At 49.1% G+C, this 16,025-nt stretch carries 18 protein-coding genes; 14 read left to right on the forward strand and 4 right to left on the reverse strand.

The genetic code is table 11. The annotated features are described in order from the left end of the window. Positions 1–54: 54 nt before the first annotated feature. Positions 55–1,263: an OmpA family protein gene (locus tag B156_RS0112680; protein ID WP_018620098.1), complete on the forward strand. Its 1,209-nt coding sequence runs from the start codon at positions 55–57 to the stop codon at positions 1,261–1,263. A gap of 70 nt (positions 1,264–1,333) precedes the next feature. On the opposite strand, the gene B156_RS0112685 is transcribed toward B156_RS0112680, so the two are convergent. Genes B156_RS0112685 through B156_RS0112695 form a run of 3 tightly spaced genes read right to left on the reverse strand, consistent with a single transcriptional unit; the run spans position 1,334 to position 4,087 of the window. Continuing rightward, positions 1,334–2,524, reverse strand: coding sequence for an MFS transporter (locus B156_RS0112685; RefSeq protein ID WP_018620099.1), 1,191 nt, complete (start codon positions 2,522–2,524; stop codon positions 1,334–1,336). Positions 2,525–2,574: 50 nt separating this feature from the next. Continuing rightward, positions 2,575–2,958, reverse strand: coding sequence for a nuclear transport factor 2 family protein (locus tag B156_RS0112690; protein ID WP_018620100.1), 384 nt, complete (start codon positions 2,956–2,958; stop codon positions 2,575–2,577). A gap of 58 nt (positions 2,959–3,016) precedes the next feature. Next, on the reverse strand, positions 3,017–4,087 hold the full coding sequence (locus tag B156_RS0112695; protein ID WP_018620101.1) for a M42 family metallopeptidase: 1,071 nt from the start codon (positions 4,085–4,087) through the stop codon (positions 3,017–3,019). 260 nt (positions 4,088–4,347) lie between these two features. Here B156_RS0112695 and B156_RS30830 point away from each other — a divergent pair, with 260 nt between their 5' ends. Genes B156_RS30830 through B156_RS30300 form a run of 3 tightly spaced genes read left to right on the forward strand, consistent with a single transcriptional unit; the run spans position 4,348 to position 5,871 of the window. Beyond that, entirely contained in the window at positions 4,348–4,578 is a 231-nt protein-coding gene (locus B156_RS30830; protein ID WP_084757726.1) for a colicin E3/pyocin S6 family cytotoxin, read from the forward strand. After that, complete coding sequence (locus B156_RS0112700) at positions 4,571–4,879, forward strand: hypothetical protein (RefSeq protein WP_018620102.1); 309 nt, start codon at positions 4,571–4,573, stop codon at positions 4,877–4,879. The genes B156_RS30830 and B156_RS0112700 overlap by 8 nt, the downstream gene beginning before the upstream one ends. Further along, positions 4,876–5,871: an ImmA/IrrE family metallo-endopeptidase gene (locus tag B156_RS30300; RefSeq protein WP_018620103.1), complete on the forward strand. Its 996-nt coding sequence runs from the start codon at positions 4,876–4,878 to the stop codon at positions 5,869–5,871. The genes B156_RS0112700 and B156_RS30300 overlap by 4 nt, the downstream gene beginning before the upstream one ends. 35 nt (positions 5,872–5,906) lie before the next feature. On the opposite strand, the gene B156_RS0112710 is transcribed toward B156_RS30300, so the two are convergent. Further along, a complete protein-coding gene (locus B156_RS0112710; protein WP_018620104.1) occupies positions 5,907–6,335 on the reverse strand; it encodes a helix-turn-helix domain-containing protein in 429 nt (142 codons plus the stop codon). A gap of 134 nt (positions 6,336–6,469) precedes the next feature. Here B156_RS0112710 and B156_RS0112715 point away from each other — a divergent pair, with 134 nt between their 5' ends. The 10 genes from B156_RS0112715 to B156_RS0112760 all read left to right on the forward strand — a co-directional run bounded on the left by B156_RS0112715 (position 6,470) and on the right by B156_RS0112760 (position 16,019). Beyond that, the gene (locus tag B156_RS0112715) at positions 6,470–7,162 is read left to right on the forward strand and encodes a ClpP family protease (protein WP_026260800.1); all 693 of its coding nucleotides are present in this window, start codon (positions 6,470–6,472) and stop codon (positions 7,160–7,162) included. Positions 7,163–7,377: 215 nt separating this feature from the next. Beyond that, a complete protein-coding gene (gene clpX / locus B156_RS0112720) occupies positions 7,378–8,610 on the forward strand; it encodes an ATP-dependent Clp protease ATP-binding subunit ClpX (RefSeq protein ID WP_026260801.1) in 1,233 nt (410 codons plus the stop codon). 259 nt (positions 8,611–8,869) lie between these two features. Then, positions 8,870–9,046, forward strand: a complete 177-nt coding sequence (locus B156_RS31395) for a hypothetical protein (RefSeq protein ID WP_018620107.1) — start codon at positions 8,870–8,872, stop codon at positions 9,044–9,046. Positions 9,047–9,202: 156 nt separating this feature from the next. Further along, complete coding sequence (locus B156_RS0112730; protein WP_026260802.1) at positions 9,203–9,829, forward strand: hypothetical protein; 627 nt, start codon at positions 9,203–9,205, stop codon at positions 9,827–9,829. A gap of 280 nt (positions 9,830–10,109) precedes the next feature. Beyond that, positions 10,110–10,718 (forward strand): hypothetical protein, encoded by a 609-nt coding sequence (locus B156_RS0112735; RefSeq protein WP_018620110.1) that lies wholly within the window; start codon positions 10,110–10,112, stop codon positions 10,716–10,718. Between the two features lie 288 nt (positions 10,719–11,006). Further along, complete coding sequence (locus B156_RS0112740; RefSeq protein WP_018620111.1) at positions 11,007–12,143, forward strand: aspartate aminotransferase family protein; 1,137 nt, start codon at positions 11,007–11,009, stop codon at positions 12,141–12,143. Positions 12,144–12,364: 221 nt separating this feature from the next. Next, on the forward strand, positions 12,365–13,339 hold the full coding sequence (locus tag B156_RS0112745) for an N-acetylornithine carbamoyltransferase (protein ID WP_018620112.1): 975 nt from the start codon (positions 12,365–12,367) through the stop codon (positions 13,337–13,339). 53 nt (positions 13,340–13,392) lie between these two features. Then, complete coding sequence (argB, locus tag B156_RS0112750; RefSeq protein ID WP_026260803.1) at positions 13,393–14,175, forward strand: acetylglutamate kinase; 783 nt, start codon at positions 13,393–13,395, stop codon at positions 14,173–14,175. Between the two features lie 149 nt (positions 14,176–14,324). Continuing rightward, positions 14,325–15,347 carry a sugar kinase gene (locus B156_RS0112755; RefSeq protein ID WP_018620114.1) on the forward strand — a complete coding sequence of 341 codons (1,023 nt, stop codon included), beginning with the start codon at positions 14,325–14,327 and terminating at the stop codon, positions 15,345–15,347. Between the two features lie 12 nt (positions 15,348–15,359). Further along, positions 15,360–16,019 (forward strand): beta/alpha barrel domain-containing protein, encoded by a 660-nt coding sequence (locus tag B156_RS0112760; protein WP_018620115.1) that lies wholly within the window; start codon positions 15,360–15,362, stop codon positions 16,017–16,019. Positions 16,020–16,025 lie beyond the last annotated feature (6 nt).

Raw genomic sequence — 16,025 nt, forward strand, 5'->3', positions numbered from 1 at the left:
CCATTTTTTTCGTACCCATGCGTTAGTAAGTGCACAAGTCAACCTTTTGTATTCATGACTAACGGCCTGACAAGTCAATCTATTGACCGCCACAGGCTTGTGGTACTCTTTTTTACCTGGTATTGTCTGTTTTTTATCTATAATACGGGTATCGGCAATAGTGATTTGCCTAACGAACGCTCGGTTTTTAATCAGGGTACTATACCCGTTTTTGTCGGGGATTCAGCGCAGAAAACAAAGCCCAGTACGCTGGTTATCAAAGTTTTTGCTAATAATATTACAACGCCCCTTACGTCAGCTACGGCGGTCATCACCTCCACCCTCACCGGTAAAGTCGAACGGTTTGCCCTGCCTACGGGGCAGATCTACTGCACGTTTACAAAGGCCGACCAGTTGTCCATCGACATCAGTGCGCCGGGCTACACATCGGTCAATCGCAAAATGACCATACCGGTATCCCCACAGGGTAATCGCTATGAGTTTGATGCCGAGCTGGACCGAGTAAAAATTAGCCTGACTATTCTGGCCGTTGACCGACAAACCAGCCTAGTGATACCGGGTGTTCATTTCACGATCAGCGGCATAAATACGGGTAATAAATCGATCAAACTCGTCCCCGATTCCACTACCGGATTGGTCAGGGTAGAGTTGCCGGGTAAAGGCATCTATTCGTTAAGCTGCGCGGCCAACGGCTACGACGATTTCGCAAAATCCATAAAGCTGGATAGTGCTCAAAACGAAGCACGGGTTATTTTAACCGCAAAACGGATGCCGGTCGGGGTGAAACCCGAAGTCCGGGAAGCCATAGTCAGGGAAGCTCCGGTAATATCGTCTCCTGCAAAAAAACCTGTTTCCGCGCCCATAGCGACGAATGCCGCATCCGCACCAGTTGCAGCCGCCAAACCCGTGGCACTGCTTGAGAAAGGCAGGCCAATTGCCCTGCCAAACATCTATTTCGACCAGAGCAGTCCCGTGTTGCGCCCGGAATCCTATACCGAACTCAACCAGTTAGCGGATGTCCTGAAAACGAATCCAGGTCTGATAATTGAAATTCGCGGCCATACAGATAACCAGGGAGATTTCGATCTGAACGTAAAACTCTCCCGCGACCGATGCCTGGCTATTGTTGATTACCTGGTTAATAAAGGAATCGCCAAAAATCACCTGAAGGCCGTTGGGCGCGGCCCTATTGACCCAGTAGCCCCAAACAATAACGAGGAAAACCGAAAGAAAAACCGGCGGGTCGAGTTCTTGGTGCTCTAGCCAGTTACGCTTCCCGCCCGGAAACGTGGAAACTCATGAGTATAAATGGTCGATTCAGGGCGATGCATTGCTAAACGCCCGGTGATGTCCGCTTTTTAAGTAAGCTGACAAGCCCCAATACCGGCCCCAGTGCCAGCGCCATATACACATACCGACCGTCTATGCTTTCTGACAATAGATTGATGAACTGGATACTGATGATGGTGATGGAAAAACCAATACAGTTCACAATAGTAAGTGATGTCCCCCTCGACTGCTCCGGTGCGTTTTGAGCTACCAACGTTGAGAATAAAGGTGAATCGGCAATAACCACTACGCCCCAGAAAAACAGGAAACTAACAAAAAATGATGGTGATGGGCGGGATAAAAAAAACGGCGAAACGAGACAGCACAGGCAGGATAATGCCAGTGAAATGGCCGCCACCTTTTTTACGCCAAAATAACCCGATAAGTAACCGCTACTCACGCAGGCAAGGCTACCCGACGCAATAATAAGGAAAGACAAAAGGGAGGTGTTCAGACCCGCTTCCGGATATCGGGCTCCGTAACCGGTTACCATGACGGGAACAAACGCCCAGAACGCGTACAACTCCCACATGTGGCCAAAGTAGCCGAACGAAGCGGCCCGGAAGTTTTGGCTTTTAAACCCCGATAAAAATTCACGGAAAATTAGTCGCTGCCCTGCTTTTCGGAAAGGGCCGTCGGGAACAAGCAACCAGATTGACAAGCCACCCGTTATCGAGAGGAGAGTTGTCAGGTACACAACACATACCCAGGGAAAATGCGTGGTTATGTTCTTGAGTAAATGCGGAAAGGCCGTGCCGAGGACCAACGCGCCAACGAGAAACCCCAGCGATTTGCCGAGGCCTTTCTGAAAGTAATCCGATGCTATTTTCATGCCAACCGGGTAAATGCCGGCCAGAAAGAAACCGGTCAAAAACCGGAAGAACAGAATCCCCGTCGGACCAACATCGGGTGCAGCAATTCCGAGGTTGAACAACCCCGCTAAAACAGCGCAGACAAAGAAAACGAGTGAAGGAGAAAAGCGGTCGGCAATGGCCAGCAGGGCAAAAATGAACGTACCGGTAATAAAACCAAACTGAATTACGCTGGTTAAATGCGCCAGAAAACCCGGTTCAAGCTGAAAACGGTACAGGATGTCGGGCATGACGGCATTCCCCGCGAACCAAAGGGATGTGCAGAAAAACTGCGAAATAACGATTACCGGCAGCACCCACTTCGAGGTCGTTACTTGTTCCATAGGTTGCTGAGTCACCGGTACGGGCTTGATTTTACACGATGGTGCTCCCCTCAAAACATCGTGTTTTCATTCGCTGACTCATCTGGTATCACCTGAAGCACATCCCAGTGCTCTACTATTTTGCCCTTATCGTCGAACCGAAAAATGTCAATACCGGCGTAATCCTTATCGCCCGGCCAGGTCTGGTAGCAATGTAGCACCACCATATTATCTTCAGCAATTGCCCGTTTGACGTCTACTTTTTTGCCGGGATATTCGCTGGCCATGCGGTTGAAATAGTTGATAAATGCTTCCTTCCCATCGCCCACGTGCGGATTGTGCTGGATGTACACATCACCTGTGTATTGCTCAATCGCTGCTTCGGGCTGGCACAGATTGAACATCAGGTCATAGAATGCAATGGCATTTTGCTTATTTTGGGCAGGGGTCATCATGGGAATATCTAGTTGTTAGTGTGGTCAGGTTCAAGAGCCTGACCACACATCAATGTCTCTATTTGATGTACCGGAAATCCTCGTTGCCTTTCAGGGAAAGCAGGGTTGAATAAATCAGCTTGATAACGTTCTGCACATCGTCCATATGTACGGTTTCGACCGTGGTGTGCATGTACTTGAGGGGAAGCGAAATCAGGGCTGAGGCAATACCTTCCGTGGCGTAGGCAAAAGCATCCGTATCGGTGCCGGTGGAACGGCTCACGGCCTGCCGCTGAAAAGCAATCTCATTCTGTTCGGCTACGGCAATGACGTATTCCAGCACATTGTTCTGCACCGCCGGCCCGTAGCAGAGTACGGGTCCGTCGCCACATTTGAGGTCGCCCTGCTCTTTTTTCTCGTACTTTGGCGATTGCGTATCGTGGGTTACGTCGGTGCAAATAGCCAGGTCGGGGCGAAGCCGACGGGCAATCATCTCGGCACCACGCAGGCCAATTTCCTCCTGCACGGCATTCACGATGTACAGCGTAAAAGGCAGCGTGATGTTATTTTCTTTCAGGAGCCGGGCCACTTCGGCAATCATAAACCCGCCCATTCGGTTGTCCAGTGCCCGGCCCACAAAGTAACGGTTGTTCATTTCCCGCAGTCCATCCACAAATGTGCAGACCGTACCCACGTGGATACCCATATCCAGCACTTCCTGCTTGGTAGCGGCACCCACATCGATAAACAGGTCGGTCACTTTAGGGGCTGCATCTTTCGCTAAGTCGCGGACGTGGATGGCGGGCCAGCCGAATACACCTTCTACCACGCCTTTTTTCGTGTGCAGGTTTACCCGCATAGACGGCGCAATGAGCGCATCAGAACCGCCATTACGCCGAACGAACAGGTAACCATCATCGGAAATATAATTGACGAACCAGGAAATCTCGTCGGAGTGGGCTTCAATAACGACTTTATAGTCGCCAGTTCCTTTGATAACCCCAACGGCGGTGCCGTAGGTATCCACGATGTACTCATCGGTGTAGGGCTTGAGGTAATCCAGCCAGATCTGCTGCCCCGACGATTCAAAACCAGTGGGGGAGGCATTATTAAGGTATTTATACAGAAATTCTTTACTCTGCTCGTTCATTGGGTGCTAAAAAATTGGTCTAAGAAAACTTTTAGTGGTTGTAAAGGCGGGTGGGCTGACTAAGAAGGTCTCCGCAAAAATAAACCCAATAATTTTGCGGACAGCTACTCATTGACTGCATTTACATAGTGGGCATATTAAAGGGAATCGATTATCGATTCATTGAATTTCGGTAGCTTTGTAAATGAGGTGTGTGAACAAAAAAACGGTCTTGCCCCATATCAATTGTCATGTGTTGGATTACTATTTAAACTTTATTTGTGGCGGGTAAACCAATTCCAAATCCTTGTTTTTTAGACGGCTGCGAGTCTTTAGGGGCAATCAACGGTGTAAAAAGATGGCGAAATATACATGATGACAGATTATTTACCTGGGATGCTTTACATGGTGAAATTGAAGTGTTTAATAAACGAGGCAAGCACATTGGCGTGATGAACGCTCAAGGAGATTTTATAAAGGAAGCCGTAAAAGGAAGAAAGATAGATGTCTAATTTCATCCAGGACTGTCTTGTTGGCGATGCACTGCCTGATGAGATAGATGATTATATTGATCAGTGGCATGATGGGGATTTTGAAATTCCTTTACATGCTTATTTGGGTATGAGTTGGGACGAATATGCTATTTGGATTGAGTCGCCCAATAGTTTAGTATATATAGTGGCAGCCCGCAAATTCAATATTTCGTATCTAGAGGCAGTTAGCAGTGCTGCTACTATGGCAGCACGTTCGCTGTCGATGAGTAAACTACCTGAAATTGAACGCTGGCTTGACGAAAAAGGAATCGACAGATGATTTGGAATGAATATCCAGAAGTTAAACTGGCCCGCCGGATTTTGGATAGGCACAAGTTAACACCGCCTTTCAAAGTTCGCCATCTTCTTGAATTGCACGCTACTGTACTTACAGAAGCTATTCCGATCGATGGAGTCGATGGCATTGCAATCAACATTAAAGTACTAGGTAAAACACCAACGGTAATTGTTAACCAGAACTCATCGGAGACACGGCAGACATTCACAATGGCCCATGAATTGGGACACCTTGTAATCCCTTGGCATATCGGCATACGTATAGACGAAGACAAGTATGAGTTTGAGTCAGGAGAATCATATTCTCTTTTTGAAATGGAAGCCAATCGATTTGCTGCAGAGTTATTGATGCCGTCTTCCATCATTCGACAAATTGCTGCTAATAATACTGATATGGCCAAAGCGCACAAAGAGACTTGTAGACGGCTTAGAGTATCACCTCAAGCAGCAGCCCTTCAAGTTGGAAATACATTTCCACCGGGTGCAATCTATTGCGCTGTTGAAGACGGAACAGTCGTTTATTCTGGTTGTACTGCGGGTACATCCGAAAGCAAACCGTTCAGGAACGAAATTTTTAACGAAGATTGGTATCCAAGGGCGCGAAAGCACTCATCCTGGAATATTAACGGATTGTCAATTCATTGGTGGGAAATGACAGACGACATGACATCGACTACCGCAAAGAGTAAAAGGGATTGGAGAAAAATTTTGGATGATATAGTGTCCTCGATTGATATAAAGGAGGAAAAAGATAGGTACAAACTATCAGTCAATGCGATCATTGCCCATGCAAATGGCAGAAAGCGTATAGAAGGCAATCATACATTCCCTCACCTCTTGGAAGCGTGTCACCAACGATTTAATGTAGAGCGACACGCATTACTAAGAAACCACCCTGACTTTGACGAATTTCTAAACTTACGATTAATAGAATTGCTTCCTGTATATGAGATATATCAGAACAAATCTGAGTGAATCAGGGCAACGTCCAGGATTATCCCCTCTCCCCCCTAAAACCCAATCCGCTCGCGTTTCTGCTCTACGCCCATAGAACGAAGTACTTCCATCGCTACGCGGTCGTCGTGTTTGCGTTTCCAGTAATCGGCTTCCAGTCGTAGTTTGTCCAGCTCAACCTGTTGCTTCTCCACCGTAAGCCGAAGCGTTTCCAGTTCGTGACTGACTAACTCGTCGGTTTTGGGTTCGATAACCTGTGCCGGAAGGGCTTCGTCGGACAGCAAAGCGAGGGGCGAAACACCCAGTACCTCGGCAATCTGGGTCAGGCGGGAGAGGGTCAAATCGGTTTTTCCTCGCTCGATGTCGCCGTAGGCCGTGGTGGACAGATTGAGCAAATCGGCCATGTTTTCCTGCGATAAACCACGCTGTAGTCGCTCTAAACGGATTCGTTCTGCCGGTCCGCGATTCGCATTGGACGTATTCATATCAAGTAGCAACGATAAATTATTAATTAAAACCGACAGGGTTTTTCGGGATGATAACGCAATTTTGTATCGAAACAATTCTCGAACTTACACCAAACACTATTGGTTTTTATAGGAACGAAGTAAACTTACTTATGAATTACGAAAAAGAATTCCGCAATTTCGCTGTCCACCACATGGGCCTGAATGGCCTGACAGTAGATGGTTACGTAAACCACACCATCAACAACCACCATACGGTTGAGAACATGACCCGCTCGGTTATTGAAGAGCGTCCGATGAATTTCCGGGAGGTAGACGTGTTCTCGCGGCTCATGGCCGACCGTATCATCTTTATGGGCCTTCCCGTTGATGATAACATTGCCAACATCATTGTGGCACAGTTGCTGTTTCTGGAATCGGCCGACCCCAAGAAAGATATCCTGATGTACCTGAATAGCCCCGGCGGTTCGGTTTATGCCGGTCTGGGTATATATGACACCATGCAGTACGTTCGGCCCGACGTGGCTACCGTGTGTACCAGCCTGGCGGCATCGATGGGCGCTGTACTGCTGGCCGGTGGTGCTGCGGGCAAACGCTCGGCGTTGCCCCACGCCCGGATTATGATTCACCAGCCATCAGGTGGTGCGCAGGGGCAGTCGGTCGATATTGAAATCACCGCCCGCGAAATCGTTAAACTCCGCGAAGAACTGTACGAAATTTTGGCGCTGCACTCGGGCAAAACCGTTAAGGAAATCGAAAAAGACTCGGACCGCGACAAGTGGATGCGTGCCGAAGAAGCCAAAGAATATGGTATGATTGACGAGGTACTTCGTCGGGAAAAATAAGAGAAACCCAAGAAATAACCGATTAAACGGATTTGACCGTTTGGCCGGTAATGGATAACTTTGCTAGTAACGAATGACTCGGGTTCGCCTGAGTCATTTTTTTTGTTGAATGAAACCTCAACAAAAAATACAATGAACCGTTTAACCAAAACCGGGGAACACGAACTGTCCGTTCTGAAGCCCGGGAAAACCAATCAACTCTCCTGCAACCCTTCATGCCACAAATCAGTTGCTCCTTCTGTGGACGACGCAAAAACGAAGTGATGCTGCTGCTGTCCGGCATCGACGCACATATCTGTAATTACTGTATTGAGCAGGGACATCAGGTGGTGCTGGAAGAAATGCGCCCAAAACGCAGCGAACCGGCTGAAATAAAAATCAACCTTATCAAGCCCGTTGATATGAAACGGCACCTCGATCAGTATGTTATTGGTCAGGATGATGCCAAGAAGTCCATTACCGTAGCCGTTTATAATCATTATAAGCGGTTGATGCAGGCCAAGACGGATGATGACGTTACGATTGAGAAATCGAACATTATCATGGTGGGTGAAACCGGAACCGGGAAAACGTATCTGGCCAAGTCTATTGCCAAAATCCTTGAAGTCCCTTTCTGTATTGCCGATGCTACTGTCATTACCGAAGCCGGGTATGTGGGCGAGGATGTAGAAACGATTTTAACCCGACTTCTCCAGGCCGCCGATTACAACGTGGAAGCCGCCGAACGGGGTATTGTGTACATCGACGAGATTGACAAAATTGCCCGTAAGTCGGATAATCCCAGCATTACCCGCGATGTGAGCGGAGAGGGCGTTCAGCAGGCGCTGTTAAAGTTACTGGAAGGCTCCGTCGTGAACGTACCCCCACAGGGCGGACGCAAACACCCCGATCAGCGACTCATCGCGCTGAATACCGAAAATATTCTATTTATCTGCGGAGGAGCCTTTGACGGTATCGAACGCCATATTACCAAGCGCATCAATACGCGCCCTATTGGTTTTTCGGGGGATCGTCGGCTGAACGATACGTTTGAGAAGGGGCACCTGATGCGGTATATATCCGCCCTCGACCTGAAGTCGTTTGGCTTGATTCCCGAACTGATTGGCCGTCTGCCCGTCCTGACGCACCTGGAACCACTGGATAGAGATGCCCTGATGCAGATACTGACCGAGCCGAAAAATGCCATCACCAAGCAGTACGACAAGCTCTTCCAGATGGAGGGCATTACGCTCCATTGGGATTCCACCGCCCTGAATTACATTGTTGACCAGGCATTACAGTATGGCCTGGGTGCCCGTGGTCTGCGCTCCATCTGCGAATCTATTATTACCGACGCTATGTTTGAAATGCCCTCCCAAACGGGCATCAAAGAGCTAACCGTTAGTCTGGAATACGCCCGTGAGAAGTTTGGCAAATCCAGTACGGTACAACTGCGATCAGTAGCCTGATTTAGCTAAATGCGCAAAAAAAGTGTCGGCAATTTCAGTTTGAAATTGCCGACACTTTTTTTGCGCATCCGTTTTTTATCTGGCTGTTAACAAAACGATACGCTTTCGGTTCTCTAAAAGGCTACGTCGTTTACGGCCTGTAGCCGCCCAGCAGTGTAGCTTAACAGACTGATGCAGCGATTGATGGTGACGAAACGGAACCGTTAGCAAGCAATTGGCGCCCGCTAATCCGGAAAACGCAACGGACATAAAGTGCATTATGGCAGTTGAGTTGCTGGCGGGTATTATTATCCTGCTGATTTGTTTTGTCGGTGCAACGGGGGCTACTAGTGGTGTTGTTGGCGTTATGGATGGATTAGCTCTCTTACTCATCGGACTTTTATTAGTTAATGCCTTACCGTTTTTTACCCTTCTCCACCATTTTTTTTACGTTTAATAACTAGCTGTAAATCTGTACAATCAGTAGTTTTGGTTACTAACAACTAACTTAATTCAAAATTTTTTTTAACAAATTAATTGGGTTATAGTTGTTGATGATGACAATACCAATTGCTCACTTTACTCTATTTTTTCACTTAATCTTTCTTCTATTATGAGAATGCTTTCCAAGTCCCTGATGGCCGCCCTGATAGGCACTGCTCTTATCTCTTCCTGCAGCCGTCCAGTTGCTTATTTCCAGCCGACAGCCCGTGAGCAGTTCAAATCGGTTCAATCGGAAACCGTTGCCTCAACGGACGTTGCAGTAGCACCCGTTTCGACCATGCAACCAGTATCGGAAAAAGTGGCGGTATCGGAAGCAGCTCCAGTAGTACAAACTACTACGCCTGCCGAGCAGGTTGCTCAGGCTAAGCAAGCCGTAAGTCAGATAGAAGCGTACGTTCGTAACGACAACAAACTGGCGTCGAACAAGAAGCTGGTGAAGCGCATGGATCGCGTGAAACAACTGCTGTCGAACACGTCAGCTAATGACGCTACGTCGTTGAAAGCGACATCCGCTCAGAAAACATCGCTTATCCAGAAAGTAATGCTGAACCGGATGGATAAGAAAATAAAGAATCACTTATCGCCCGAACGGACCATGGCCAAGTCACTGCTGACGATTGGTTTGATTGTGGGTGTTGCCGGTCTGATCCTGCTTCTGCTGAACGTGGCTTCTCCGCTGGGTATTATTGCCCTGATTGTTGGCTTAGCCCTTGTTCTGGTCGATCTACTTCGATAAGTTCAGTAACCTATTCATTGATAATCAACAAAAGTCAATCGGCGCAGATACATCCAGTCAGGATGCACTGCGCCGATTGACTTTTTGGTGCGCCCTGCATACCAGTGGTGTCAATAACGATATCCGAACCGGGCATCTTCAGGTCTGTATTGGCTGTTTTTGTATAATTTGCCTGCCCAGTTCAAAATAAAGTTGATTTTTCCCGAATAAACTGATAAAGTTGCATCCATTGATAATAATAGTTAAAAACTCACCTTTTATCATTCTAACCATCTCATCTATGAGAACACGTACCAACCATCTTTTCGCGGCCCTGTTAGGCACCGCTCTTTTGGCTTCCTGTAGCCGTCCAGTTGCTTATTTTCAGCCAACAGCCCGTGAGCAGTTTACGGCAAATAAGCCTGAAAAAGCTGTCGTAACCGCCCCGGCAAAAGTGCTAGTTGAACCGGTAGCCGTAGCCCATGAAACGCCTGCTGTAACCGCCGTGCAGGTAGACCAGGTTAAGCAGGCCGTTAGCCAGGTAGAAGCCTACGTACGCAACGACAGCAAACTGGCTACTAACAAGGCGCTGAACAAACGCATGGCTCGTCTGAACAAACTGCTGACAACGGCTACCGATAAAGCAACCGTTTCGACGAAGGCGGCTTCTACCCGGAAGATGACGCTCATGGAGCGGACGATGCTCAAGAAAATGGACAAAAAAATAAAGAACCACGTAGCCCCCGATAAAACGGATGCTATGAACAGCAATATTCGGTTGGGCCTTATTGTTGGTATCATTGGTCTTCTACTCCTTGTTCTCGGCGGGGGAAGCGTACTGGGTGTTATCGGTCTGGTTGGGTTTGTTGCCGGCCTGGTACTTATCCTGCTCGGTATTATCAATGGGTAACATCTAGGCAAGGTGATCCTATAAGGTTGAAACCATATCAGCGCAGACACTTCCAGTTGGAATAGCGTCTGCGCTGATCTGGTTTTTGATGCCCCGATACTAACGTATGCTGGCTTTGTGAACCCTGTTTTTGATGGAGCATACGTAGCGGTTAGTGCTTAAAGAAGGAAGTCACCCGGCTTCCTTTTTACATTTTAAGCCCAGTTTTTACCCTGATTATCCGTAAACTTGCACCTCATTCAAGGTCAGGAATCGCTGGTTCCTGATAACTTTTGACGACATATTCCAATGGCATCGCTTTTTAATGTTTATCCGCTTTACGACATCGAACCTGTTCGGGCGCAGGGCAGCTACTTATGGGATGCCAATGGCACCCGTTATTTAGATCTGTACGGTGGCCATGCCGTTATTTCGGTTGGACACACGCACCCTCGTTATGTGCAGGCACTGACGGATCAACTGCATAAAATTTCGTTTTATTCCAACTCCGTCCAGATTCCGCAGCAACAGGAACTGGCTGATAAACTGGGTACTCTATCCGGCCATCCCGACTACGCCCTTTTCCTGTGCAGCTCCGGTGCCGAAGCCAACGAGAATGCGCTGAAACTGGCATCATTTCATACCGGTCGCACAAAGGTGGTTGCCTTTACAAAATCGTTTCACGGTCGTACCGCCGGGGCGGTTGCGGTTACGGACAATCCATCCATCGTAGCACCCATCAACTACAAAGAGCACGTCACGTTTCTGCCCTATAACGACCCCGAAGCGGCCCGGACTGGCATTTCGCCGGATACCTGTGCGGTCATTGTGGAAGGTATTCAGGGCGTAGGAGGCATTCAAGTGGCTACCGACGACTTTCTAAAAGCCCTCCGTCAGCGGTGCGATGAAACCGGAGCGGTGCTGATTCTGGATGGCGTTCAGTGCGGCTACGGACGGTCGGGGAAGTTTTTCTCCCATCAGTTCAGTGGTATCGAAGCTGATATTATTTCGATGGCAAAAGGCATGGGTAATGGCTTCCCGATTGGAGGTATTCTCATCTCGCCCAAATTCAAAGCCAGTTACGGCCTGCTGGGTACAACGTTCGGCGGCAATCATCTGGCCTGCACGGCGGGTATTGCGGTACTGGATATCATGCGTGACGAAGGCTTACTCGAAAACGCCACGCGCATGGGAAATTATCTGATGGATGGCATCCGGCAGGTGGGCGGCTACAAAGAGTTACGCGGCCGGGGTCTGATGATTGGTATCGAATACGATTTCCCGGTTGATGAACTGCGGAAGACGTTGTTGTTCGGACATAAGCAGTTTACGGGAGTGGCCGGTAAAAGCACCATCCGATTGTTGCCCTCGCTGGCCATAGGTACTGACGAAGCTGATCAGTTTCTGGAAGCCCTGCAAAGGGTTTTGCACCTGCAACACGCATGATAGCTATGACTCGGTAGATATAGTCAACGACCATTTCTGTCATTTCGACCAGAAGAGAAATCTTATGCTTGACTGACACGTAATGGTGAGATTTCTCCTCTGGTCGAAATGACAGAAAAAGCTTCCGCTTCGTTCGAGTTTAGAAAGTTTAAACGGCCTTATCTGAAAATTACTCCCGAATAAGTCCGATTATCCGAACTACCCCTGCCTTTTATCATAAAATGACTAATTTCCTTTCCCTCGCCGACGTTACCGACCTCGACGCGCTCATCCAGTCCGGCCTTGATGCGAAGGCAAATCCGTTTGCCAGTCAGCACCTGGGCAAAAACAAAACTATCGGACTGATTTTCTTCAATTCCAGTTTGCGAACGCGTCTGAGTACGCAGAAGGCGGCTCAAAATCTTGGCATGAACGTGATGATCATGAACGTTGGGCAGGATAGCTGGGGGCTTGAAATGGAAGAGGGCGTTCTAATGAACGGCGATAAGGCAGAGCATATCCGCGAAGCGGCTGCCGTAATAGGGCGCTACTGCAACATCATCGGCATCCGGGCTTTTGCCGAACTGCAGGATCGCGACAAAGATTACCGTGAGCAGGTGATGCATCAGTTTGCCAAATATGCCCGCGTCCCCATCGTAAACCTGGAATCGGCTACACGGCACCCGCTGCAATCGCTGGCCGATTGTATTACGATTGAGGAAGTAAGGAGAGCCGACGTCAGCTTGCCCAAACGCCCGAAGGTAGTGCTCACCTGGCTCCCGCATTTCAAACCACTGCCGCAGGCCGTTGGTAATTCCTTTTCCGAGTGGATGAACGCCCGTGCGCAGGCTGGTCAGATCGAGTTTGTTATCACGCACCCCGAAGGGTACGAACTGGCAACCGAATTTGCGGGTACGGCTCCGGTGATTTATAATCAGCAGGAAGCGTTCGACGGGGCCGATTTTATCTACGGCAAAAATTGGTCATCCTACACGCAGTACGGACAAGTGCTTACGCAGGACCCCTCCTGGGCGGTTACAATGGAGCACATGAACCGGACCAACAACGGAAAGTTTATGCACTGCCTGCCAGTTCGGCGTAACCTGAAAGTTTCCGATGCGGTACTGGATAGTCCGCAATCGCTGGTGATTGAGCAGGCGGCCAACCGAGAATGGTCGGCACAGGCGGTATTGAAAGAGATTTTAACGAGTTTATAAAAGGAAAGGCAACAGGGCTTTTGTGCCTGTGTTTTTACCGTTCAGCTTTCAACATGGCTACTTTACTGGTAATCAAAATCGGGGGAAATATCATTGACGACCCCACGGCATTAAAACGCTTTCTAACGGCTTTCTCCGGGTTGAAAGGAGCCAGAATCCTCATCCACGGCGGAGGGAAAATTGCCACGCAGGTAGCTGAAAAACTGGGTATCCCAACCAATATGGTAGACGGTCGGCGCATTACCGACCAACCCATGCTCGATGTAGTGACAATGGTGTATGGTGGCCTGGTGAACAAGCAAATCGTGGCCAAACTTCAGGCGCTGGATGTAAACGCCATCGGCCTGACTGGAGCCGACGGTAGTACGGTACTGGCCAGAAAACGCCCCGTTAAGGATATTGATTATGGCATGGTGGGGGATATTGAGGAGGTAGATTCCGGGCAAATCCAGTTTTTTCTTCGTCAGGACCTGACCCCGGTTTTTGCCCCCATTACCTACAATAGTGCCGGTGACTTGCTGAATACCAATGCCGATACCATGGCATCGGCCATTGCTGTCGATATGGTGACGCACAATGAGGTAATACTAATTTACTGCTTCGAGAAGAAGGGCGTTTTAAAAGACCCGGCAGCCGATAACAGCGTTATCGACAAACTCACCCCTGCCCTGTATGACGAGTACAAAACGGCCGGAATAATCAGCAAAGGCATGATTCCCAAACTGGATAATGCCTTCAGTGCCCTGAAAAAAGGAGTTTCTAAGGTCATCATCTGCCATGCTGATGAAGTTGCTGCGGCTGTTAATCAGGGAGCCGGTACGACGTTGATGCTGTGAGTGCAAAGGGATACTGGTTACCTGCCTGTTCGTTCGTCTTTTTAGAAGGGTATAAAATAAGCCGAAGCTGCTCTTTTCTAAGCAGGTCCCGTAGTGGAAGTAATCAGTAAAGCAGCGAGAACCTGTATCCTTCTATACATCGTTCATTTATGACCAGCGTTTGTTGCTTCGGCGAATTACTATTGCGATTTTCTCCCGTGGCTAATGGCCAGTGGATTCAGCAGGCATCCATGCCCGTTTTTGTGGGTGGGGCAGAATTGAATGTGGCAACGGCATTGGCAAAGTGGGGCGTTCCGGTCAGCTACAGTACAGTATTACCCGGAAATTCCCTGGCCGATGATGTTATTGGGTACGTAGCCGATTTAGGCATTAACCCGTCGGGAATCGCCCGGTCTGGTCAGCGCATAGGCAGTTACTTTTTACCACAGGGTACCGACCTCAAAAACGCGGGCGTCATTTACGACCGTGCTTACTCCGCTTTCTCGGAACTGACCGTTGGCCAGGTCGACTGGGCTGTGGTGTTGCAGGACGTAACCTGGCTGCATATCAGCGCCATTAGTCCGGCACTTAATGCCAACGTAGCAGCGGCCTGCCTGGAATTGGTAACTGTTGCATCCGCTCGGGGCATTACGGTGTCCATAGACCTGAATCACCGGGCGCAGTTATGGCAGTATGGCAAAGTGCCTACTGATGTTATGCCTGCTATACTGGCGCACTGCGATGTAGTTATGGGTAATCTTTGGGCCGCCAACGCCCTGCTGGGCATTCCGGTCGATGAATCTATTCATCAAAAGGGACAGAAGGCCGATTATCTTGCCCACGCTACGACCACTGCGGAAGCCATTCAGAAACGATTTCCCCGCTGCCGGGTGGTGGCCAATACATTCCGGTTCGATGTGCCGCCCACCGGACTTCGCTACTATACCACCCTGTATGTGGATGGACAGCAGTATGTTTCCCCGGAGTTACGGACAAACTCCGTCATTGACCGGGTTGGGAGTGGAGACTGCTTTATGGCCGGTTTGATTTATGGATTGTATAACCAGCACGCTCCACAGGCCGTCGTTGATTTTGCCGCTACCGCAGCTTTTGGTAAGTTGCAGGAACTGGGTGATGCTACCCGACAGACGGTAGCCGATGTACTGGCTAATTCGTCTATGATAACCTTATAATACTCCTGAAACATGTCTTTATTTTCGCCCGACAGAATCCTTGCCCTGGTAACCGATCATCCTATCGTTCCCGTTTTTTACCATGCCGATATTAACCACGCGCAACAAATTGTGCAGGCCTGCTACGATGGTGGACTACGCGTATTTGAGTTCACCAATCGGGGCGATCAGGCATTGGCTGTTTTTGGTCAGCTCGTTACGTACGTACGGGAAAACTGCCACGGCATGGCGCTGGGTATTGGTACAATTCTCACGGCCGATGAGGCCGGGGATTTCATAAAAGCTGGTGCTGATTTTGTGGTGCAACCCGTTACTACAGCGGCTGTTGGAGCCGTTTGCCGCGTACAGGGCGTACCCTGGATGCCCGCTGGTTCCACCCTGAACGAAATTTATCAGGCCACCCTGCTGGGGGCCAATCTGGTAAAAGTATTTCCCGGCAATGTAGTCGGTCCGGGCTTTATAAAAGCAATCAAGGGACCAATGCCCTGGTTGAAGCTGATGGTTACGGGGGGCGTAGAACCGACCAGTGAGAGCCTGAATACCTGGTTCAAGGCAGGCGTTACGGCGGTAGGTATCGGGTCGCAACTATTCTCGGGAGAGAGCAGCGACTATGCCGCGCTGAAAGAACGCACGGCTATGCTCATGGAAGAGGTGAAGCCCTTCATTAAATGACCCCCT

The organism is Spirosoma luteum DSM 19990 (assembly GCF_000374065.1).
Lineage (GTDB): Bacteria > Bacteroidota > Bacteroidia > Cytophagales > Spirosomataceae > Spirosoma > Spirosoma luteum.